The 21,605-nt window shown below is 71.1% G+C and carries 18 protein-coding genes; 10 read left to right on the top strand and 8 right to left on the bottom strand.

Going from position 1 to position 21,605, the window contains the following annotated elements; all coding sequences use genetic code 11:
• The first annotated feature begins 531 nt into the window (after window positions 1-531).
• Together J2744_RS04240 and J2744_RS04235 are read left to right on the top strand one after the other, a co-directional pair.
• Window positions 532-1,077 (top strand): pyruvoyl-dependent arginine decarboxylase, encoded by a 546-nt coding sequence (locus tag J2744_RS04240; protein WP_209544940.1) that lies wholly within the window; start codon window positions 532-534, stop codon window positions 1,075-1,077.
• A gap of 101 nt (window positions 1,078-1,178) precedes the next feature.
• On the top strand, window positions 1,179-1,556 hold the full coding sequence (locus tag J2744_RS04235) for a DUF5811 family protein (RefSeq protein WP_209544938.1): 378 nt from the start codon (window positions 1,179-1,181) through the stop codon (window positions 1,554-1,556).
• Between the two features lie 41 nt (window positions 1,557-1,597).
• Here the strand turns inward: J2744_RS04235 and J2744_RS04230 are convergent, their stop codons facing one another.
• Window positions 1,598-2,536, bottom strand: a complete 939-nt coding sequence (locus tag J2744_RS04230; protein WP_209544936.1) for a M14 family metallopeptidase — start codon at window positions 2,534-2,536, stop codon at window positions 1,598-1,600.
• 55 nt (window positions 2,537-2,591) lie between these two features.
• Window positions 2,592-4,199, bottom strand: a complete 1,608-nt coding sequence (locus J2744_RS04225; protein WP_209544934.1) for a lipopolysaccharide biosynthesis protein — start codon at window positions 4,197-4,199, stop codon at window positions 2,592-2,594.
• Between the two features lie 121 nt (window positions 4,200-4,320).
• Between J2744_RS04225 and J2744_RS04220 the strand changes: the two genes are divergently transcribed.
• Complete coding sequence (locus J2744_RS04220; protein ID WP_209544932.1) at window positions 4,321-7,530, top strand: FAD-binding and (Fe-S)-binding domain-containing protein; 3,210 nt, start codon at window positions 4,321-4,323, stop codon at window positions 7,528-7,530.
• Window positions 7,531-7,586: 56 nt separating this feature from the next.
• On the opposite strand, the gene J2744_RS04215 is transcribed toward J2744_RS04220, so the two are convergent.
• From J2744_RS04215 to J2744_RS04205, 3 genes are all read right to left on the bottom strand, one after another.
• Window positions 7,587-8,573 carry an aldo/keto reductase gene (locus J2744_RS04215; RefSeq protein ID WP_209544922.1) on the bottom strand — a complete coding sequence of 329 codons (987 nt, stop codon included), beginning with the start codon at window positions 8,571-8,573 and terminating at the stop codon, window positions 7,587-7,589.
• A 129-nt stretch (window positions 8,574-8,702) separates the two neighbouring features.
• The gene (locus tag J2744_RS04210; protein ID WP_209544920.1) at window positions 8,703-9,698 is read right to left on the bottom strand and encodes a CPBP family intramembrane glutamic endopeptidase; all 996 of its coding nucleotides are present in this window, start codon (window positions 9,696-9,698) and stop codon (window positions 8,703-8,705) included.
• 127 nt (window positions 9,699-9,825) lie between these two features.
• A complete protein-coding gene (locus J2744_RS04205; protein WP_209544918.1) occupies window positions 9,826-10,944 on the bottom strand; it encodes a pyridoxal-phosphate-dependent aminotransferase family protein in 1,119 nt (372 codons plus the stop codon).
• A gap of 143 nt (window positions 10,945-11,087) precedes the next feature.
• On the opposite strand from J2744_RS04205, the gene J2744_RS04200 reads away from it, so the two are divergent.
• The 3 genes from J2744_RS04200 (at window position 11,088) to J2744_RS04190 (ending at window position 13,412) form a co-directional block, all read left to right on the top strand.
• Window positions 11,088-11,684, top strand: a complete 597-nt coding sequence (locus J2744_RS04200; protein ID WP_209544968.1) for a metal-dependent hydrolase — start codon at window positions 11,088-11,090, stop codon at window positions 11,682-11,684.
• 130 nt (window positions 11,685-11,814) lie between these two features.
• Window positions 11,815-12,843 carry a thymidylate synthase gene (thyA, locus tag J2744_RS04195; protein WP_209544916.1) on the top strand — a complete coding sequence of 343 codons (1,029 nt, stop codon included), beginning with the start codon at window positions 11,815-11,817 and terminating at the stop codon, window positions 12,841-12,843.
• Entirely contained in the window at window positions 12,843-13,412 is a 570-nt protein-coding gene (locus J2744_RS04190; protein WP_209544914.1) for a dihydrofolate reductase, read from the top strand. The genes thyA and J2744_RS04190 overlap by 1 nt, the downstream gene beginning before the upstream one ends.
• Before the next feature lie 38 nt (window positions 13,413-13,450).
• On the opposite strand, the gene J2744_RS04185 is transcribed toward J2744_RS04190, so the two are convergent.
• Complete coding sequence (locus J2744_RS04185; protein WP_209544912.1) at window positions 13,451-13,867, bottom strand: thiol-disulfide oxidoreductase DCC family protein; 417 nt, start codon at window positions 13,865-13,867, stop codon at window positions 13,451-13,453.
• A gap of 161 nt (window positions 13,868-14,028) precedes the next feature.
• Between J2744_RS04185 and J2744_RS04180 the strand changes: the two genes are divergently transcribed.
• Entirely contained in the window at window positions 14,029-15,705 is a 1,677-nt protein-coding gene (locus J2744_RS04180) for an HTTM domain-containing protein (RefSeq protein ID WP_209544965.1), read from the top strand.
• Window positions 15,706-15,774: 69 nt separating this feature from the next.
• Here J2744_RS04180 and J2744_RS04175 read toward each other — a convergent pair whose 3' ends face one another.
• Window positions 15,775-16,656, bottom strand: coding sequence for a homoserine kinase (locus tag J2744_RS04175; protein WP_209544910.1), 882 nt, complete (start codon window positions 16,654-16,656; stop codon window positions 15,775-15,777).
• Between the two features lie 140 nt (window positions 16,657-16,796).
• Window positions 16,797-17,048 carry a hypothetical protein gene (locus J2744_RS04170; RefSeq protein ID WP_209544908.1) on the bottom strand — a complete coding sequence of 84 codons (252 nt, stop codon included), beginning with the start codon at window positions 17,046-17,048 and terminating at the stop codon, window positions 16,797-16,799.
• 124 nt (window positions 17,049-17,172) lie between these two features.
• Between J2744_RS04170 and J2744_RS04165 the strand changes: the two genes are divergently transcribed.
• From J2744_RS04165 to J2744_RS04155, 3 genes are all read left to right on the top strand, one after another.
• Window positions 17,173-18,447 carry a TIGR00341 family protein gene (locus tag J2744_RS04165; RefSeq protein WP_209544963.1) on the top strand — a complete coding sequence of 425 codons (1,275 nt, stop codon included), beginning with the start codon at window positions 17,173-17,175 and terminating at the stop codon, window positions 18,445-18,447.
• Window positions 18,448-18,564: 117 nt separating this feature from the next.
• Entirely contained in the window at window positions 18,565-20,754 is a 2,190-nt protein-coding gene (locus J2744_RS04160; RefSeq protein WP_209544906.1) for a formate/nitrite transporter family protein, read from the top strand.
• A gap of 59 nt (window positions 20,755-20,813) precedes the next feature.
• Window positions 20,814-21,563, top strand: coding sequence for an SIMPL domain-containing protein (locus J2744_RS04155; protein WP_209544904.1), 750 nt, complete (start codon window positions 20,814-20,816; stop codon window positions 21,561-21,563).
• Window positions 21,564-21,605 lie beyond the last annotated feature (42 nt).

Raw genomic sequence — 21,605 nt, 5'->3', positions numbered from 1 at the left:
TCACAGATCGGCGGCGACCACCGCCAAAGCCCCAGCCGCTCGCTTATAAACCGTTGATCACAGATCGGCGGCGACCACCGCCAAAGCCCCAGCCGCTCGCTTATAAATCGTTGATCACAGATCGGCGGCGACCACCGCCAAAGCCCCAGCCGCTCGCTTATAAACCGTTGATCACAGATCGGCGGCGACCACCGCCAAAGCCCCAGCCGTGAGGCGGGCGCACGCTCGTTGCGCTCCTCGCTCGTTCGCTCCGCTCACTCGCTGCGGTGCTTACATCGCCTGCGCCCGCCTCACGGCTGCCCCTTTGAGTCCCGCCCGCACCGCGCAGCACCGCACCTCACGCCTCCCCAACCTCGTCGCTCGCTGCGCTCGCGACTCCCTCGCACGCGCTCCTCGCGCCCGAAGGGCGCTCGGAGGCGCGCGCCACCGCAGTCTCGGCCTCGTACTCGTCGTTTCGCGCTCGCTTTCACTCGTCCGTCGACGGCGATCAGTTCGTAACCCCTTACCGCGCCCGTCGCCGATTCGGCGTCAATGAAGACTATCCACGTCGCCGGCGGCGTCGGGGTCGCCGACACGGCGATGGCCTCCTACGACGCCGCGCTCGCGGACGCGAACCTCCACAACTACAACCTCGTGGCGGTCTCCTCGGTCGTCCCCGCCGAGGCGACCGTCGAGGCGGTCCCGGAGGCGCCGGAGCTGGGTCCCGCGGGGAACCGACTCACGGTCGTCGAGGCGCGCCGGACGATCGGGCCGGGCGACGAGGTGGACTTCCGCGAGGGCGGTCGCGCGGGCGCCGAGGGCGCCGAGTCGAAGCGCGCGCCCCGCCGGCACCCCGACGCGGTCGCGGGACTGGGCTGGGCGACCGGTCCCGGTCCGGGCCTCTTCTACGAGGTGACCGGCGAGGACGCCGACGGCGTCCGCGACCGGATCGAGGCGGGACTCGACGCGGGCGCAGACCTGCGCGACTGGGACCTCCCGGACCGCGAGACGCGCGTCGAGACGGTGGCCGCCGAGCCGGACCGATACGCGACCGCGGTCGTGATCGCCGCCTACGGGGAGTCCGAGCCGATCCTGTAGCCGGCCGGGCGGACCGGAACCGATCCGGCGTCGCGCCGGACCCGCGGTCGCCGCCGCCGACGCCTTTTTGACTCGGCTCCGCGTACGAGTCGTGTCTTCGAATGAACGGCAACAACCCGTACGCCGGGGCACCGGGTGTGACGGACGCGGGCTCGCCCGCGACCGTCGACCTCTCTCCGGACCAGGAACGACAGCTCCGGCGCGCGGTCGCCGGAATCGTCACGCGCACGGAGTCGTATCTCCCCGACAGCTACGCCGTCGGCTCCGAACTGTCCGTCGGCGCCGACGGCCCGCAGGCGACCGTCGCCGTCAACCCCCCGGCCGGCCACCCCGTCTCGGCGGGCTTCACGCCCGACCCCGAGGACCTCGACGCCGGCATCGCCGAGTCCGACACCGACGAGGTCGCCCGCGGCCTCGCCGCCAGCGCGGCGGTCCAGGTGATGGACGCCGTCGGCGACATCACGCCGACCGCGAAGTGAGTCTCCCGGCCGCGACCCGAACTCCCCGACCGCGAACCGAGCTACTCCGCGTGCTCTGACCGGTCCGCGCCGTTCTGCTCTCCGTCGCCGTCTCCCGTACCGACCGGTTCATCGAGCGGATACACCCGAAGCTCCCCTTCGCCCGGCGGTTTCACGACGCCGGAGACGTGACCGTACATGCCGAAGATGTCGTCGTACCCCCGTTCGCTGGCGAGGATCGGGACCACGCCCGGCTCCTCGACGCGGTGGGTGTACACGTCGTCCTCGGCGAACACCGCGCCCTCCGGGATCGCCTCGAAGTTCGCGTAGTGGACGCGCGGCTCCCCGCCGCCTTTCGGCACCTCCTCGCGGCCCTCCACCACGACCGTCTCCGAGAACGTCGGCGGCTCGTCCGCGAGCGCGCCGTGAGCGCGGAGGAAGGCCCGACACGCCTCGTAGCCGAACGCGACGGCCTCCTCGCTCCCCTGACGGCCCACCTCGATCGAGACGGTGTGGGGCACCGCCGAGTCCAGCGTCGTCGACCGCAGCCCGCCCGCGTCGACGACGTGATCGACGGGGAGCCCCGTGACGGTGCGGCGGACCGACTCCGTGAGGTCGCTGTAGATGGCGAACGGCGGCGGCGCGCTGTGGGAGGTGTGGAGCGCGAGCACGGCGTCTACCCCCTCCAACTCGGCGGCGAGCCGCGGCGCGAGCGCGCGCTCGTACTCGTCGCTGTCGGCGTCGCCCGGGAACGCCCGGTTCAGGTCGGCGTCGGTGTAGCGCGTCTCGGCTTCGATCGCCGGCTCGTTGGCGAGTATCAGCCGGACGAACCCTTCGGACTCCGCGTCGCCGTCGGTCGCTTCGCCGTCGGGCAGGTCGAGGGGTGATAGTTCCGCCGCGAGCCGCTCCACGATCCGCACGCCGGCGGGCTCGTCGCCGTGGATCCCGCCGACGATCGCGACGCGGGCGGACCCCGCCGACTCGCGGTCGATCGTTTGCATACCGTCAGTACGTCGCGGTCCGCCAATAAATCGTCGCGATCCGCTCGCGGGGGAGTCAGCGGTCGAACCGCTCCGCGAGCGCGACCCGGTAGCGCCGCGCCAGCCGCCGCGCGACAAAGCGGTCGCGGGGGTCGACGCCGAGGATCCAAAGCGACGCCGCGTAGGCGGCGACTCCGGTTATCCCGCCCGCGAGGACCGCCGGGAGACCGGTCAGGATCGCCCGAACCGCGTACATCGCGGCGACGGCGACGCCGCCGGCCGCGAGCGGGGTGAGGAAGGTGCGGTCGTACGGCCACAGCCCCTCGAAGCGGCGCAGGAGGACGATCTGGATCCCGTTCTGGACCGCGATGGCGAGCGACGTACCGAGCGCGGCGCCGACCAGCCCGTACCGGACGACGAACGCGTACGTCAGCCCGACATTGAGGACCGCGAGCAGCCAGTCGAGCGCCATCCGCGCGTACTGGTGGTCGGTCATCATCAGGAGCCAGCCTGTTGCGCCGACCGCGCTCCCGACGAAGACGCCGCCGAGGTAGACGACGAGCGGGAGGTAGCCGTCGACGTACGCCTCGCCGAACAGCGCCAGTATCTCCCGGCCGTACACGACCAGCACGGCGAGGATCGGGACGACGGCGGTGACGATCTGTCGCGTGACGGAGCCGTACACCGCGTTGAGCGTCGCCGTCCGGTCGTTCGCGTACAGCTCCGAGGCGACGGGCGGGAGCAGCTGGTTGAAAGAGAGGAGGGGGATCCACGCGACCGCGATCACCACGAGGACGACGTTGTACACGCCCGCCGCGGTCGCCGTCAGCAGCGCCCCGACGAGCAACACGTCGACGCGGTTCTGGAACACCTTCCCGAGGCTGCTCATCGCGACCGGGGCCGCGTGGTCGTAGAACCGTCGGGCCTCCGCGCGGGCGCCCCGGAGCGACGGGCGGACGCCGGTGACGGACGCGGAGAGCGGGACGGCGGCCGCGGCGAGCAGCCCGGTCGCGGCCGCGATCGCTCCCGCGACGCCGACGACGGAGTAGCCGAGCGCGAGCGCGCCGAGCGCGCCGACGAGCCGGACGCCCGGCCGCAACAGCTTGTTGAAGAGGATCTCGCCGCGGGCCGAACCGACCGCGCGGAAGAGCGCGGACGCGACCATCACGACGCCGAGCAGTCCGACCAGCGCGCCGAACGAGCGCATCGTCCCCGTGAACGCCGGCTCGGTGACTGTGCGGGCGTTTATCGCCGGCGCAGCGAGCCAGACGCCGGCCGCGATCGCGACTCCGAAGCCGAGCGTCGTCGCGTACGCGAGGCCGGCGACCGCGCCCCGTCGGTCCGCGTCGCCCGCGTACTCCGGGAGGTAGCGCTGGATGGCGGGGACGCTGCCGAACGTCACGACCCGGGAGAGAAGCTGGGCGATCCGCCACGCCAGCGCGTACACGCCGTACGCCGTCGGACCCAGCCCGCGGGTCAGCGCGAACTCGGTCGCCGCGATCAGCGCGCGCTGGCCGGCGACGCCGCCCGAGGTGAGCACCGCCCCGTGCGCGATGGTCTCCAGGGCCTCGCGCTCGCCGTCGGGGATTTCGTCGCGCTCCCGATCGCCGCCGTCTCCGGACGGTCCGCCGCTCTCGGGACCGTCGTCGAGATCCCTCGCTTCCTCGTCGCGTTCGTGCTCCACGATCGTCTCCGTCGGTTCGGTTGCGGTCCCGCCGAAAAAGCGGCCCGCTTCGGCGCCGCCCTAAATGAATATAATCATCGTTCACGATGGTTTTATGCCGCTCATCCCGTCCACCTTCTCCATGAACGGAAGAGGCCCGGCCGGCGAGGGGGACCCGGGAGCACGGCGCGAAAGCGGCGACGGCGACCGAGCGCGGCGAGCAGCGTCCGACGGGGGAGTCGCCGGGGAGCGCGCCCCGACCACGGCGGACGAGTTCACGTCTGACGAGTCCCCGGCCGACGAGTCTTCGGCGAACGCGTCTCCCGAGGCGGACCCGGACCGGTCGGCCGTCTCGGCCGCCGCGCTGGGCCACGACCGACCGGACGTCGAGGCCTACCGGGCGCTCGCGGCCGACCTGCGCGACGCGGTCGCGGGCGGCGTCGAGTTCGACGAGTACGCGCAGGTGCTGTACGCGACCGACGGGAGCGTCTATCAGGCGCGACCGGCGGGCGTGGTCTCCCCTCGCGGCGTCGACGACGTGCGGGCGGCGATGCGCGTCGCGGCCGACCACGGCGTCCCCGTGCTACCGCGCGGCGCGGGGTCGTCGCTCGCGGGACAGACCGTCGGTCCCGGCTGCGTCGTGCTCGATCTCTCGCGACATATGGATTCGATCCTGTCGGTCGATCCCGACGCGCGCCGCGCCACGGTCCAGCCCGGCGTGGTTCAGGACGACCTCGACGACCGACTCGCCGAGGACGGGCTACAGTTCGCGCCCGACCCCGCCTCCTCGGCGCGCGCGACCGTGGGGGGCGGGATCGGCAACAACTCCACCGGGGCGCACTCGGTGCGCTACGGGATCACCGACGCCTACACCGAGGAGCTGCGCGTGGTGCTGCCCGACGGCACGCCGATCCGCACCCGGGACGTCGTCCTCGACTCGCCCGAGTACGAGGCGATCGTCGCGGGCGAGCAGGGCGGCGAGCGCGAGGCCGCGCTGTACGAGACGGTCCGCGCCCTCGTCGAGGAGAACGCCGACGAGATCGACGCCCGATACCCGACGCTGAAGCGGTCGGTCTCGGGGTTCAACCTCCACAAGGTGATCTACGAGAACGACGACGGCGAGGAGGTGATCAACCTCTCGAAGCTGTTCGTCGGCGCGGAGGGGACGCTCGGCGTCGTCGTGGAGGCCACCCTCTCGCTGGTCACCCGGCCCGAGGAGACCGCGCTGGCGCTGTACGCCTTCGACTCGCTCGACGCGGCCATGCGCGCGGTCCCCGAGGCGCTCGAACTCCCCGTGAGCGCGGTCGAACTGCTGGACGACGCCGTCGTCGAGCTGGCGGCGGGGTCGCCGGAGTACGCCGAGTACGCCGAGCCGATCCCGGACCGGGCGGCGGCCGCGCTCATGCTGGAGTGGGACTCGGAGCTGGTCGACGAGTTCGAGGCGGCGGTCGCCGACGCCAACGACCGCTTCCTCGGCGACGGCGACCGCGACGCGTTCGACGTCATCGAGGCGTACGACGACGGGACCCAGACCGACCTCTGGAACCTCCGAAAGGCGGCGATCCCGCTCCTGATGAGCATGGACGGCGACGCGAAGCCGTACCCGTTCATCGAGGACGCGTCGGTGCCGCCCGCGGAGCTGGCCGACTACGTCGCCGCCTTCGAGGAGGTCCTCGACGACCACGGCACCTCCGCCGCGTACTTCGCGCACGCCGGGGTCGGGACCCTCCACATCCGGCCGATCCTCTCGCTGAAGGAGTCCGAGGGCGTCGAGACGATGCACGCCATCGCCGCCGACGTCACCGACCTCGTCTTGGAGCACCACGGCGCCTTCTCCGGCGAACACGGCGACGGCCTCGCGCGCACTGAGTTCAACCCGAAGATGTACGGACCGGACCTCTGGGCGGCGTTCCAGGAGCTGAAGTCCGCGTTCGACCCCGAGTGGCGCATGAACCCCGGCAAGGTCGTCTACGTCGACGGCGACACCGCCGCCGAGTGCGGCTATCCCGAGTCCGCGGCCGACACCGACATGCGCGAGAACCTCCGGTACGGGCCGACGTACCAATCGGTCGAGCCGCAGACGACGCTGGACTTCTCCGACGAGGGCGGCTTCACCGACCTCGTCGAGCTGTGCAACGGCTGCGGCACCTGCCGCGAGACCGACTCCGGGACGATGTGTCCGACCTATCGGGCCTCCGGCGAGGAGATTCAGGCGACCCGCGGCCGGGCGAACATGCTTCGGGCCGCGATACGCGGCGAACTCGACGACGAGGAGATCCACTCCGACCGGTTTCAGGCGGAGGTGCTCGACCTCTGTGTCGGCTGTAAGGGCTGTCAGAGCGACTGTCCGACCGGCGTCGACCTCGCGAAGCTGAAGGCGGAGGTGAAACACGAGCACCACGAGCGGGAGGGGTCGGGCCTGCGCGAGCGCCTGTTCCGCGACATCGACCGGCTCTCGGCGCTCGGGAGCAGACTCGCGCCGCTGTCGAACGCGGCGACGAAGGTGCCCGGGGCCCGGACGGCGATGGACGCGCTCGCGGGGATCGCCCCCGAGCGCACGCTGCCGACGTTCCGGTCGACGAGCTTCGAGGAGTGGTTCGCGGCCCGCGGCGGCCCCGCGGTCGACCCGAGCGACGCGGTCGACGCGGTCACGCTGTTCCCCGACACGTACACCAACTACAGCGACCCGGCGGCCGGGAAGGCGGCGGTGCGCGTGCTGGAGGCGGCCGACGTCCGCGTCGAGGTGCCTGACGACCTCGCGCCCTCCGGCCGCGCCGCCTTCTCGACCGGGTTCCTCGACGCGGCCCGCGAGCGCGCCGAAACCAACGTCGCGGCGCTCGCGCCCCGCGTTCGCGAGGGGCAGTCGGTCCTCTTCGTCGAGCCGTCCGACGCCGTGATGTTCCAGGACGAGTACCTGGACTTACTCGACGGCGCGGACGCCGAGGCGGTGTCGGCGGCCGCCGCGGGCGTCTGCGAGTACCTCGACGCCCGTCGGGTCGACGAGCGGCTGTCGTTCGACGCGCCGGCAGAGACGCTCACCTACCACGGCCACTGCAACCAGAAGGCGACGAACGCGGACCACCACGCCGTGGGGGTCCTCCGACGCGCCGGCTACGGGGTCGACCCGCTCGACTCCTCGTGTTGCGGGATGGCCGGCTCGTTCGGCTACGAGAGCGAACACTACGACCTCTCTCAGGCGATCGGTCGGATCCTCTTCGGGCAGGTCGCCGACAGCGACGGCGACGCGGTGACGGCGCCCGGCGCCTCCTGCCGGTCGCAGCTCGGCGACCGCGAGGGCGCCGAGGCGCCCCCGCACCCGATCGAGAAGCTGGCGGCGGCGCTCGACGAGTGAGAGGGGGAGCGGCGCGCGACGAGCCCGGAGCGAGAGGTTCCCCGTCCGATCGCCTCTTACCAGCGCTGGTGGACGTGTTCGCGGACGTGTTCGTCGTACACCTCGCTCGCGGCCTCGCGCTCGGCGTCGGAGAGGAGGGTCGCCTCGCTCGCGGCCGCGTTCGCCCGGATATGCTCCGGCGTCGTCGACCCGGGGATCACCGTCGAGACGGCGTCGTGGTCGAGGATCCACCGCAGCGCGAACTCGGGCAGCGGGCGGTCATCGGGCAGGCGCTCGTCGAGCGCGTCGACCGCGTCGAGGCCCGCCTCGAAGGGGACGCCCGCGAACGTCTCGCCCACGTCGAAGGCGTCGCCCTCGCGGTTGTAGTTGCGGTGGTCGTCCTCGGGGAACGCCGCGTCGCGCGAGAGCGCGCCCGTGAGCAGCCCGGACGCGAGCGGCACCCGGCAGATAACGCCAACGTCGCGCGCGGCGGCCTCCTCCAAGAACAGCTCCGCGGGCCGCTGCCGGAACGGGTTGAAGATGATCTGGACCGACTCGACGCCCGGGAATTCCATCGCCTTCAGCCCCTCCTCGACGCGCTCGACGCTGACGCCGTAGCCCGCGATCCGCCCCTCGTCTTCGAGCGTCGCCAGCGCGTCGAACGTCTCGGGCCGGTAGTAGACGTCAGTCGGCGGGCAGTGAAGCTGTACCAGATCCAGCGTCTCGACCCCGAGGTTCTCCCGCGAGCGGTCGACGAACCGCCGGAGGTTCGCCTCGGTGTAGCCGTCGGCCTCGTGGGGGGCGAGCCGGCGGCCGGCCTTCGTCGCGACGGTCACGTCGCCCGCGGCGATCTCGTCCGCGAGGACCTCGCCGACGATCCGCTCCGAGCGGCCGTCGCCGTACACGTCCGCGGTGTCGAAGAAGTCGATTCCGGCATCGCGGGCGGCCTCGACCGCCGAAACCGCCGCCTCCTCCGTCACCTCGCCCCAGTCGCCGCCGATCTGCCAGGCGCCGTAGCCGACCTCGCTGACTGCGCCGACGCCGCCGAGTTCGCGGTGGTTCATATCCGGACCTTGTTCGGGCGAACGCAAGGGAATTCCGGAGGCGGAACTCCACGGCGCTCTCCCGGAGAACGTCCGGGACGAACGACGCTCATCCGTGGCCGCACGCCGAACGGACGTGCGGATACCGCCCTACCGTCGCTCCGTCGGCGCATCGGTGCCGCGGTCTCCGCGCAGCGACGGGCGGACGATCGACGCGGGAACGCGTCTGTCGCCCCCCGCTCGACGGTACCACCCGACCAGCAGGCCGACGCCGACGGCCGCCCCGAAGAGCCGCACGACCACCGCCTCTGGCGGGAGGACGAGCGACTCCGCGACGGTCGCGGACGACTCGATCCGAACGAGCGTCGCCTGCTGCGGGGCCGACCCGCCGATCATCGCCGCGAAGTTCACGCCGAAGTGAACGCCGATCGGAACGGCGAGATCGCCGCTGAGGACGTACGCGACGCCCAAGAGGACGGCGAGTCCGCCGGCCATGACGCCGAACGCCTCGCCCCGCGTCGAGTGCGTGAGATAGAAGAACAGCGACGAGACGGCGACCGCGACGGCGACAGCGACGCTTCTCGGGACCGACGGGAACCCGTCCAGTCCTTCGAGGGCGTTCGTGATGATGTACCCCCGGACGAACAGCTCCTCCGGGACGACGACGAGCAGCTGCGACAGCGCGGTCCCGACCGCGAGGAGCGCCCAGGCCCCCGGCCCGCCGGTCAGCCGGAACCCCCCGAACTCGTAGAACCCCGCGGCCACGCCGGCGGCGACGCCGAAAGCGCTGATCGCGGCCCCGAGCGCCAATCCCCCCGCGAACCGACGCCAGACGCCGCGTCCGAGCCGGAGTCCGAGGTCGGTGAGCACCCGCCGATCGACGACCAGCGCGACGAGTACCACGCCGAGGGCGATCCCCCCCGACTGGGGGATCCCCCCTATCAGGTTGTTCGCGACCTCCGCGAGGGGACCGTCTCCCGCGAACGGCGACGGTCGAAGGGTCCGACCGGTGTTGGCGAACATGAGCACCACGACGATTCCGGCGGCGAGACGGAGGGGAGCGCGAGGGCGTCGCTCGCCGTCGTTCCACACCAGTCGGAGGGGTAACCGCAGCTGATCGTTCCCGTTTCGGAGTGTTCGTGACATCGAGGAGACCTACCGGTTCCTGATTTCGAATAATACACTTAATATTTTGGAATTTTCACACGACCACACAGTCGGAATGAGGTGTTGGAGGCGTTTCCGGGCGGCGCTCGGTTTCGATCCTACATTTTCACACCACGTCAGCGAGCGCGTCCATCGTCTCGTCGACGCGCTCGACGCGCGCGTTGTGGCCCATGTGGCCGACGCGGAGGACGTCCCCGGCGTCCTCGCCGAGCCCAGTCGCGAGGATGATATCGCGCTCCTCGCGAAGCCGCTCCTGGAGCGCCGCCGCGCGACCGGGAACCTCGAAGGCGGTCACCGTCGGCGAACTGCGCTCGGAGTCGGGAACCGTCTCCAGTCCCAGTTCCGCGCCGCGCTCGCGACACCGCGCCGCGGCCGCTTCGTGTCGCTCCCGGACCGCGTCGAGGCCCTCGTCGAGCAGGAGACCGAGCGCCGCGTCGAGCGCGACGACCTCCGTCGTCAGATGGGTGTACGGGAACCCGTCGCTCACGTCGCGGAACGGGAGGAAGTTCGCGTACAGCGAGTGCGGGTCGCGCGCCTCCATCGCGGCCCACGCGCGGTCGCTCACCGCGGCGGTCGCGAGGCCCGGCGGCGCGCTGAAACACTTCTGGGAGGCGCCGAGACAGACGTCGATCCGGTCGGTGGGGACCGGGACGCCGCCGAGTGAGGAGACGGCGTCGACGACAGTGAGGACCTCCGCGTCGGCGGTCTCGATGCGGTCGAGCGCGCTCCCGATATCGTTGAGCGTCCCGGTGGGCGTCTCGCAGTGGACCATCGTCGCGACGTCGAAGTCGCTCTCGTCGGCCGCCAGCGCCTCGTCGAGCGCGTCGAGCGGGAGCGGTTCGTCTGAGTCGGCGGCGACCAGCGTCGCCTCGCCCCCGTACGACTCGACGAAGTCGGCGAACCCCTCGCCGTAGAGACCGTTCGACAGGCACAGCACCTCGGTTCCGGGGTCGACCAGCGAGGCGACCGCCGCCTCCAGCCCTAAGATCCCCTCGCCGCCGAGGGCGACGACGTCGCGGGCCGCATCCTCGGAGCCGCCCGCGCCGCCGGCACCGCCCGCGTTCCCGTATCCGCTCGGATCGACGCCGTACACCGCCGCGAGCCGGTCCGTGAGACGGTCGTAGATCTCTCGGAACCGCGGGTCGACGTCGGGGTTGATGAGTTCGCGGGACATCGCGTCGCGCACCGGTTCGGGGACCGCGGTCGGTCCCGGCGTCATGAGCATACGCCTCGGTTCGGCCGCCCGCACATAAACGGTCCGCGGAGGGTCGCCGGACCGGCCTGCGGTGTCGGCGGCGGCGCCGACGCGGGCGACCGCGACGCCCCGACACGCTCATATATTTCTGTCGCCTGCGTTCCGGTACGATGATGCTCCCGACCCACGTGCTGGCGGGGATGCTGCTCGCGGCCCCGCTGGTGCGCGCGGCGCCGGAGCTGGCGCCGGTGGGGTTCGCCGCCGGCTTCCTCGGCGGTCTGCTTCCGGACCTCGACATGTACACCGGCCACCGGCGGACGCTCCACTATCCCGTCTACTACTCCGTCCTCGCGATGCCGGCGGCGCTCGCGGCGCTTCTGTCCCCCTCCGCCGTCACCGTCGGCGTCGCGTTCCTCCTCCTCGGCGCGGCGCTCCACAGCGTCGCCGACATGTACGGCGGGGGACTCGAGCTTCGCCCGTGGGAGGGGAACTCCGACCGCGCGGTGTACGACCACCACCGAGAGCGGTGGATCCCCCCGCGGCGCGGCGTGCGGTACGACGGCGCCGTCGAGGACCTCGCGCTCTCCGTCGGGCTGTCGGTTCCGCTCCTCGTGCTGGTCGATCCGCCGCTCCGGGCGGTCGTGATCGGCACGCTCGCGATCGCGGTCGTGTACACCGCCCTCAGACGGCGGCTCGCGGAGATCGCGGCGGCCGTGATCCCCCTGCTCCCGTCGGCGTTCGACCCGTACCTCCCCGAGCGGTACCGGTGAGGTCGCGGTCCCGGCGACGCCGGAACTCGCTCCGTCTCCCGGAATCGAACCGTTATTAGTTACCCCGGTTCGTTTGACCCGATAACAGTCCGCGCCGGCGACCGTCGGTCCCGGCGCGCGCAACCCCACCATGCAACAGTACCTCGACCTCGTCGACGACGCGCTCTCGACGGGCACGTACAAGCCGAACCGGACCGGCGTCGACACCATCGCGACGTTCAGCGGGCAGTACACCGTCGACCTCGCGGAGGGGTTCCCCCTCCTGACCACGAAGAAGATGGACGGCTACCGGTGGAACTCGCTCATCCACGAGGTGCTGTGGTACCTCTCCGGCGAGGAGCACATCCGGAACCTCCGCGAGGAGACGAAGATCTGGGACGCGTGGGCCGACGAGGCGGGGAAGCTCGACACCGCGTACGGTCGGTTCTGGCGCCGATTCCCGGTCCCGGAGTCGGCCGCCGAGCTTCCGGGCGAGACGTGGCCCGACGACGCGGACCGCTGGGTCACCGTCGAGGAGGACGCGGACGGGACGCGACGCCGCACGTTCGACCAGATCCAGTACGTCCTCGACACGCTCGAGGAGAACCCCCACTCCCGCCGGATGGTCGTGAACGCGTGGCACCCGGCGAACGCCGCCGTCTCGACGCTGCCGCCCTGCCACTACACCTTCGTGGTGAACGTCCAGGACGGCCGGCTCAACCTCCACCTCACACAGCGCTCGGGCGACATCGCGCTCGGCGTCCCGTTCAACATCGCCGCGTACGCGCTCCTCGCGAACGCGCTCGCCCAGCGGACCGGCTTCGAGGTCGGGGAGTTCGGCCACACAGTCGTCGACGCGCACGTCTACTGCGGCCGCGGCGACCGCGGGAAGTGGTACGCCAACAACCTCCGGTACGTCCAAGAGCGCCTCGCGAACGTCGAGCGCAAGGGTGACTACCTCGACGTGAAAAGCTGGGTCGAGCGCACTGCGCCCGACGAGCCGAACGGGCAGGAGGGGTACGACCACGTGCCCGGCCTGCTCGAACAGCTCTCGCGGACCCCCCGCGAGCGCCCGCGGATCGAGATCGCCGACAAGCCGCTCGACGAGCTGACCTACGACGACGTCGAGATCGTCGACTACGACTCCGCGGACGGCATCTCGTTCGCGGTCGCGGAGTGATGGCGGACGCCAACGCCGACGCCGACGCCGCCGACGGGGAAGGCGACCCCGCCGATCCGGACCTCGTCCTCGTCGCGGCCGTCGCCGAGAACGGCGTGATCGGTGACGACGACGAGATGCCCTGGCACTACCCGGCGGACTTGGCGCACTTCAAGCGGCTGACGACCGGCCACCCGGTGATCGTCGGCCGGAAGACGTACGAGGGCATCGCCGACCGGGTCGGCGGTCCCCTCCCCGATCGAACCAGCGTCGTGTTGACGACCCGCCTCATCGACGACGACGACCTCCCCGACGGCGCGGTCGTGGCACACGAGGTTGAGACCGCGGTCGCGCGAGCGACCGAGGACGCCGCCGACCGCGGGGTCGACGCAGTCTACGTCATCGGCGGGGCGACGATCTACGAGGCGTTCCTCGACCGCGCCGACCGGATGGTCGTCACCGAGATTCCCGAGCGCCCCGACGGCGACACCCGGTTCCCCGAGTGGGACTCCGAGGCGTGGGTCGAACGCGACCGCGAGACCGACGGCGACCTCGCGTTCGTCACCTACGAGCGGCGCGGCGCGGAGTGAGAGGGGTCGGGACGCGGGTCCCGCTTCCCCCGCGCGGCTCACTCCAGAAATCGCGACTCGACGTCGCCCGACGGCATCATACACCGGTCTTTCTTCCCGAACCACTGGTACCGGTGGTCGGCGACGAAGTCGTAGGCGCGGTCGCGGACCGGCGCGGGGACGTATCGGAACGGCGAGAGCAGCCGATAGCGACCGCCGAGTCCCGTCGCGATCTGGATGATCGCCGACGACTTCACGTAGCTCTCTCCGTCTTCGATCAGAACGATCGAGTCCAGTTCCTCGTTCGCGAGGTCGTGTTCGGACAGGAGCGACTGTCCCACGTCGGACTGGAGCGAGGCGAACCGGTACTTCCCCTCCGAGTCGCGGGGGACGATGAACTGTACGAACCCGCTACAGAGGTTACAGACGCCGTCGAAGAGCACGATCGCGGCGTCCTCCGGGATGTCCCCGTCCATCACCCTCGGACGTACGCCGCCGTCGCAGTTGAGGATTCCGGTGGCTTCGAGCCGCTCCGCGCTCCGGGACCCGGGACCCGTCGAGACGGAGACGGCCGTTCCGGCGCACGGAAAACTTATACAGGTCCCACCGCGTCTCCAACAAGTTGGATCACAAGATTATGTCTCGGAGTCCCTCGGTCGCGACCGTTCGGTCGCGGTTCTCTGCCGCCGTCCGACGGCTCTCGGCGGCGGTCGCCGCGCGAACCTCGGTGGACCTGCGCGCGCTCGCCGCCTTCAGGATCGGTCTCGGAGCGCTGCTGATCGCCGACCTGCTCCGCCGCTCGCGCTCGCTGACCGCCTTCTACACGGACGCCGGCGTGCTCCCGCGACGCGCGCTGTTCGCCGACTACTCTGAGGTCTACTCGCTCCACGCGCTCTCCGGCGAGCCGTGGGCCGTCGCGTCGCTGTTCGCGGTCGCGGGCGTCGTCGCCCTCGCGCTGTTCGTCGGGTATCGGACGCGGCTCGCGACGGTCGTCTCGTGGCTGCTGCTGCTCTCCCTCCAGGCCCGGAACCCGATGGTGTTGAACGCGGGCGACGCCCTCTTCGCGATGCTGCTCTTCTGGGGCGTCTTCCTCCCGCTGGGCGCGCGCTGGTCGGTCGACGCGATCAGGCGCTCGGACGCCAAGAACTCCGGTGACGGCGCGACGCCTGACGCCGGTGACGGCGCCGAGGACGAGACGGCGCCGGAAACTGGTCCCTCGGCGGGGGACCGTGGGAGCGCCGTCGCGACGGTCGCCTCGATGGGAGTGCTCCTCCAGATGCTGGTGATGTACGTGACGAACGGCGTTCACAAGCTCGAGGGGGACCTCTGGATGAGCGGTGAGGCGGTCGCGTACGTCATGCAGGCGGACCACTTCACCTACCTCCTCGGCAACCACATCACTGCGTTCCCCGCCCTGCTTCGCGCGTTCACGGTCGTGTGGATCGCGCTACTGTTCGCTTCGCCGCTGCTGGTCGTTCTCACGGGGTTCCCCCGCGCCGCGGTCGCCTCGCTGTTCGTCGGCATGCACGTCGGGATGGCGGCCACGATGCGGATCGATCTCTTCCCCGTCATCGCCGTCGTCGGCTTCGTTCCGTTCTACCAGACGCCCGTCTGGGACGCAGCGGAGCGGGGGGTAAACCGGCTCGCCCCGTCGGCGGCCCTCGCTCGATGGCGTGCGCGCCTCGAATCCGCGGGGGGGCGGATCGCCTCGCTCGACGCGTCGGCGCCTCGGTCGACCCCGAACGGCCGCCTCGACGGCCTCAGAGACCGCCTCCACGCGGGGGTCGAACGCGGAAGCCCGCTCTTCTCGACGGTCCTGCCCGCCCTGTTCGTCGTGTTGATCGTCCTTTCGAGCGCGCAGTCGGTCGGCTACGGCGAGGTTCCGGACCCCGGCGAGGAGGTCTTAGAGACCGTCGAGATGGACCAGCACTGGCAGATGTTCGCGCCCGAACCGGCCCGCACGACCCGGTGGTTCGCGGCTCCCGGCGTCCTCGAAAACGGGAGCGAACGGGACGTGCTCCACGACGCCGAGGTGTCCTTGGACCGACCGCCGGACGTCGACGCGACGTATCCCACCGCGCGCTGGCGGAAGTACCTCTCGAACGTCCGCTCCGGGAACAACGAAAATCACCGCTCGTACCTCGCGAACTACCTCTGTGCGGAGTGGAACCGCACGCACGCGACCGGCGTCGAGAACGTCACCGTCTACCAGCTGTACGAGCGGACCGACCCCTACAACGGGACCGTCCAGGCCGCGAACGAGTTCGAGCTGATCGAGTACGACTGCTCGGGCGAGTTCGTTCAAAACGAGTGACCGCCGTGCGGTCGGCGGCCCGACCGGTCGTCGGTTCCGACCCTCGACGACCGACCGATCCGCGACCGCTCACTCGTCGAGAACAGTCGATCCGCGGCCGATACGGGTTTGATACGCCCGCGACTCGATCCCGGCCTCGGCGAAGGCGTCGAGCATCTCGGCGGCGACGTCCCGGCGGTCGCGCTCGCGGCAGGCCGCGATCACCGCCGGTCCGGCCCCGCTGACGGTGACGCCGGTCGCGCCGGCGTCGAAGGCGCGCTCGCGGACGTCGTCGTAGCCGGTGATCAGGCGGGCGCGCTCGGGCGTGACCACGGGGTCGTCCATGCCGAGACCGACGAGGTCTGTGTCCGAGCGACACATCCCGACCGCGAGCGTCGCCGCGTTCCCGACCGTCTCGACCAGCTCCTCCATCGAGGCGGTCTCGGGGACGACCCGGCGCGCGTCCCGGGTCGAGACCGCCACGTCCGGCAGACAGACGACGAGGGGGATCGCGGCGTCGACCGAGCGGGTCCCCTCGGCGGTCGTCACGGTGAAGCCGCCGAGGATCGAGGGGGCGACGTTGTCGGAGTGGGCGACGCCGGAGACGACCGCCTCGCCCTCGGCGGCGATCGGGACCAGTTCCTCCCGAGAGAGGCCGCGGTCGTACAGTCGGTTGAGCGCGACCGCGGCGCCCGCGGCGCTCGCGGCCGAGGAGCCGAGTCCCGAGGCCGGGCGCACGCCCTTGTCGATGTGGATCCGCGCGGGCGCGTCGAGCGCCTCGACGACGGCACCGACGGTGTTCTTCTCGGGGTCCTCCGGGATGTACTGCGCGCCGACCCCGGTGACCTCGATCGTCGTCTCGGCCGCCCGCTCGACCGTGACGACGTCCGCCGGCCGCGAGAGGGCCGCCCCGAACACGTCGAAGCCGCTCCCGAGGTTCGCGCTCGTCGCGGGGGCCCGTACCGTTACCATGGCGGGGAGTGTCTCCCGGGGGGCAAAAAGGAGCGGGATCGCACAGGGCGGCGGCGGGATCGCACAGGACGCCAGGATCGGTCGCGGTCGTCGCGGAGGGCGGAGGAGAAAACGGTATTTCGAGTCGTTCTCGCGTGCGCTTACCGGCCGGCCATCGTCCACAGCAGCGTGCCGATCAGGACGAGCGGGATGCCCGCTATGATAAACGTCGACGGCATCGTCGTGTACGGGGCCATAATGAAGATGACGCCGAACACGGCCAAGATCGACGCGATCACTTTCTGAGACTTCAGCGGCGCGGCTCCCAGAAGCGAGACGACGAGCCCGAGCAGTATGACGTGCCCGAGGTGGTAGTCGAGCAGGAACGTGTCGATGACCAGCGGCGAGAGCATTCTTGCCCGAAGGTGCGAGCGATTCGCGCATTAAAGTTCCGTTTCTCGCGACCGCGACGTCCGCGGCGTGCCGACCCTATAAGAGGCGTCGGCGCGACCGGCGACCGTGCGACTCGTTCAGGTCATGATTCCGGCGGGCAAGCGGGCGGCTGTCGTCCGCGCGCTCGACGACGAGGGGGTCGACTACGTCGTCACCGACGAGACGAGCGGCCGGGAGTACACCGCGGTCGCGACGTTCCCGCTGCCGAGGGCTGCCGTCGAACCCGTCCTCGACCGACTGCGGGAGGCGGGGATCGACGAGAGCACGTATACCGTCATCGTCGCGGCCGAGACGGTCATCTCGCGCCGGTTCGAGGCGCTCGAAGAGCAGTACGAGGAGGACGCCGAGCGCGGCGGCGACCGGATCTCCCGCGAGGAGCTACAGGCGAAGGCGGAGGGTCTCGCCTCGGGGCTGGGGACGTACGTGCTGATGACCGTCATTTCCGCGGTGATCGCGACGGCGGGGCTGCTGCTCGACTCGCCCGCGACCGTGGTCGGATCGATGGTGATCGCGCCGCTCATCGGGCCGGCGATGTCGGCCGCGATCGGCACCGTCGTCGACGACGAGGCGCTGTTCCGGCGCGGGGTCCGGATGCAGGTCCTCGGCGTCGCGGTCGCGGTCCTCGCGGCGACGCTGTTCGCGTTCGCCCTGCGCTCGCTCGCCCTGGTCCCGCCCGGACTCGACCCGCTCGAACTCGCGGAGGTGTCGGAGCGGCTCGCGCCGAACGTCCTCGTCTTGGTCGTCGCGGTCGGGGCGGGGATCGCGGGCATCGTCTCGCTGATGACGGGCGTCTCGGCGACACTCGTGGGCGTGATGATCGCGGTCGCGCTCATCCCGCCCGCGGCCGCGGTCGGCATCGGAATCGCCTTCCGGATCCCGCGGCTCGTGATCGGCGCGGGCGTCATCGTCGCGGTGAACGTCCTCTCGATCAACCTCTCGGCGCTCGTGATGTTATGGTACGAAGGATACCGGCCCCAGCGGTGGTTCCGCGAGGACGAGGCGCGCTCGGCGTTCCTCAAACGGGTCGCCGTGCTGGTGGTCGCCATCGCGCTGCTCTCGGTGTTCCTCGGCGGCGTCACCTACGAGTCGTACGTCGCCTCGACCACCGAGACCGACATCCGCGCCGCCGCGAGCGACGAGCTGACCGCGCTGAACTCGGAGTTCGAACTCCTCGATCTGACCGTCGAGCGCACCGGAACCGTCCCGCCGCTCGAAACCGATCGGGTGGTGGTCACGGTGGGTGCGCCGCCCGGCGGCACCGTCGAGGGCATCGCGCCCGCGCTCGACGACCGCATCGAGACCGTGGTCGGCGGCGAGGTCACCGTCGAGGTCCGAACGGTGACCGTCGAGCGCGCCTGAGTCCGCGTCGGTCGTCGGCGCCTCTCGCGGCCACCGCCGACGCCGCCGGGCCGGTCGTTTTTCACCGCGTAACCGGAAGAGCAAGTGCTTTTTATCGGGCCGCCGTGGCCTCCGCCAGTGACGGACTCAGAGCAACCCGACGACGATTCGATGCGGGAGGTCGTCGAGCGGTCCCGGAGCGGCGCGCCCGCGGTCGGCGAGGCCGTTCGGGACCGGTTCTCCTCGGACGAGGTGTTCCAGCGGATCATCGCGGCCGCGGACGAGGAGGTGACCTCTGGGAGCCGAGAGCTGTTCTTCAGCGGACTCGCCGCCGGGCTGGCGATCACGATCACGTTCATGCTGTACGCGTCGCTGACGGCGACGACCGACTCTCATCCGATACTGAGCGTCATGCTGTACCCGCTCGGGTTCATCTACATCATCATCGGCGGCTACCAGCTGTACACCGAGAACACCCTGCCGCCGGTGGCGCTCACGCTCGAACGGCTCGCGAGCCTCCCGACCCTGTTGCGCCACTGGACCATCGTGCTCGCGGGCAACTTCGCGGGCGGCGCTATCGGCGCGGCCGTCCTCTCGTACGGCGGCGTCTTCACGGGCGACACCGTCGGGGCGGCGCGGTACATCTCCGAGGGCGGCTTCGGCGTCGCGTTCGTCCCGCTGTTCTTCAAGGCCGCGATGGCGGGGCTCATCGTCGCCGGCGTCGTCTGGGTCGGCTTCGCCTCCACCGACTCCGTGAGCCGGATGCTCGTCGTCTACCTCGCGTTCCTCGCGATCCCGCTCGGCGACCTGTTCCACGTGGTCGTCTCCTTCACCGAGGTGCTGTACCTGTTCTTCCAGCACAACATCCCGCTGTACGGGGCGGAGATCAGCCTCTACTCCGGTCTCGTCGGCTTCGTGATCCCGGTGTTGCTCGGGAACACCATCGGGGGAGTCGTCTTGGTCACCCTCGTCAACTACTTCCAGACCAGCGAGGAGCGTCTCGAGGAGGCGCGCTTCGAGGGCGTGAGTCGCCGCCTCACGGTCCCCGAGTGGGCGTTCGGTCGCGCGGCCGGTCGGTCGTACGTTCCCATCCTCGACGCCACCGAGGCGACGCTGTTCGCGGGCGAGGGGTACCGCGTCATGGTGCCGATCACGAACCCCCGAACCGACGGCCCGATCGTCGAGCTGGCGGCGCAGCTCGCGCGCAGCCACGAGGAGGGGGTCGTCCACATCGTCCACGTCGTTCAGGCGCCCGAACGCATGTCGCTGTCCTCGGGGGACGCGGGGCGCCGTATCGCGGACGCCTCCGCCGAGGGGATGGCGAACCTGCGGTCGACGGCGACGGAGTACGACGTCGAGGTGTCGACCTCGACGGTCGTCTCGCACCGCTCGTTCGAGGAGGTGTTCAACATGGCGCGCCGGACCCGCCCGGACTCGGTGTTGATGGGCTGGGGCGACGACCAGCTGTGGAGCGCCGCCCGCGCGGAGCGCCCCGTCGACGAGCTGACCAACCAGCTCCCCTGCGACTTCCTCATCCTCAACGAGCACGAGCTGGACACCTCGCGGATCCTCATCCCGACCTCCGGCGGTCCGGACTCCGACCTGAGCGCGGAGGTCGCGAAGGTGCTCGCCGACACCGTCGGCGCCGAGGTGACGCTGCTTCACGTGGTCGACGGACCCGAAGACAGGGGCCGAGGCGAGGCGTTCCTCGCGAACTGGGCCGCGGAACACGGTCTCGACGACGCGGAGCTCGTCGTCGACGACGGCGGCGACGTGGAGACCGGCATCTGCCGGGCGGCCGCCGACAAGACGCTCGTCATCATCGGCGCCACGGAGAAGGGACTGCTCTCCCGGCTCGTCTCGAACTCGCTTCACCTCGACGTGATCCACGAGGTCGACGCCTCGGTGCTGCTCACCGAGCGGCCCAGCAGTCGGTCGCTGCGCGAGCGGCTGTTCGGCTCCGGCCGCCGCGCGACCGACCTGTCGGGCGGCGTCGAGCGCGATCCGGAACGGTCGGAGGGGACGGACGTCCGGGCCGTCGAGGGCGGCCAGACCGCCGGCGACGCCGGCGACGCAGACGACAGCGACGAGGACGGACCCGGCACCGACGGCGGCTCCGACGCCGACGCCGCGGACGCGGCCGTCGCCGAGGCGCTCGACGAGCCGGACGGGACCGCCGAGCACGGCGACGGTCCCGAGGACGAACAGCCGCACCTCGACGACACGTACGTCGTGGACCACGACGACGCGGACGAGGAGGCCGCCGAGGAGGCGGCCGACGAGCGCGAGGAGGACGCGACCGGCGGCGACCGCGACGACGACCGATAGCGAAAACGGCTCTTTGCGCTATCGGCGTTTTATAGGCGTCCGGGATCGATCGCCCGAGTATGGACAGACGACTGACGGCACTCATCGGTATCGCGGCGCTCGTCGCGTTGGCCGGCTGCTCGGGACTCGCGGGCACCGCGACCCCGACGGACGGCGACGAGGCGCAACTGGAACGCAGCATCGAAGTGACGGCCGCGGGCGAGGCGACGTCGGCGCCGGACCGCGCCACCCTCAGCGTCGCGGTGACCGCGACCGGTTCCGACGCCGAGGCGGTCCGCGACGAACTCGACGCCGGCGACGGAGAGCTCCGGGCGGCGCTGACGGAGTGGGGACTCAGCGACGACGCGATCCGGACCGACCAGTACGACGTCCGCGAGAGCTACGAGACCCGCGATACCCCGAACCGGACGCAGTACGAGGGCGTCCACCGGTACGCGATCGAACTCGACGACGTCGACGCCGTCGGCGACGTGATAGACGTCGCGGTCGACGCCGGGGCCGACGAGGTCCAGCGGATCCAGTTCGGCCTGAGCGAGGAGCGCGAGCGCGAGGTCCGCGAGGAGGCGCTCGACACGGCGATGGCGAACGCCGACGACGACGCGGCCGCGCTGGCCAACGCGAGCGGCCTGGAGGTGTCCGGCGTCTTCGAGGTGTCGACCGCGCAGGCGCAGTCGCGGCCGTACGTCGCCGAGACCTACGACGCGGCGGCCGGCGGCGACGCGGGCGGGAGCGCCTCGACCGCCGTCGAGACCGGCGACGTGGGCGTGAGCGTCTCGGTGAACGTCGTCTACGAGGCGACGCCGGCCTGACGCGGGAACGAACCGCTCGGCTTTTTCTACCCTCAGCGCCGG

The organism is Halorubrum trapanicum, assembly GCF_017873555.1.
GTDB classification, from domain to species: Archaea; Halobacteriota; Halobacteria; order Halobacteriales; family Haloferacaceae; genus Halorubrum; species Halorubrum trapanicum.
This window is presented reverse-complemented; position numbering and strand designations above follow the sequence as displayed.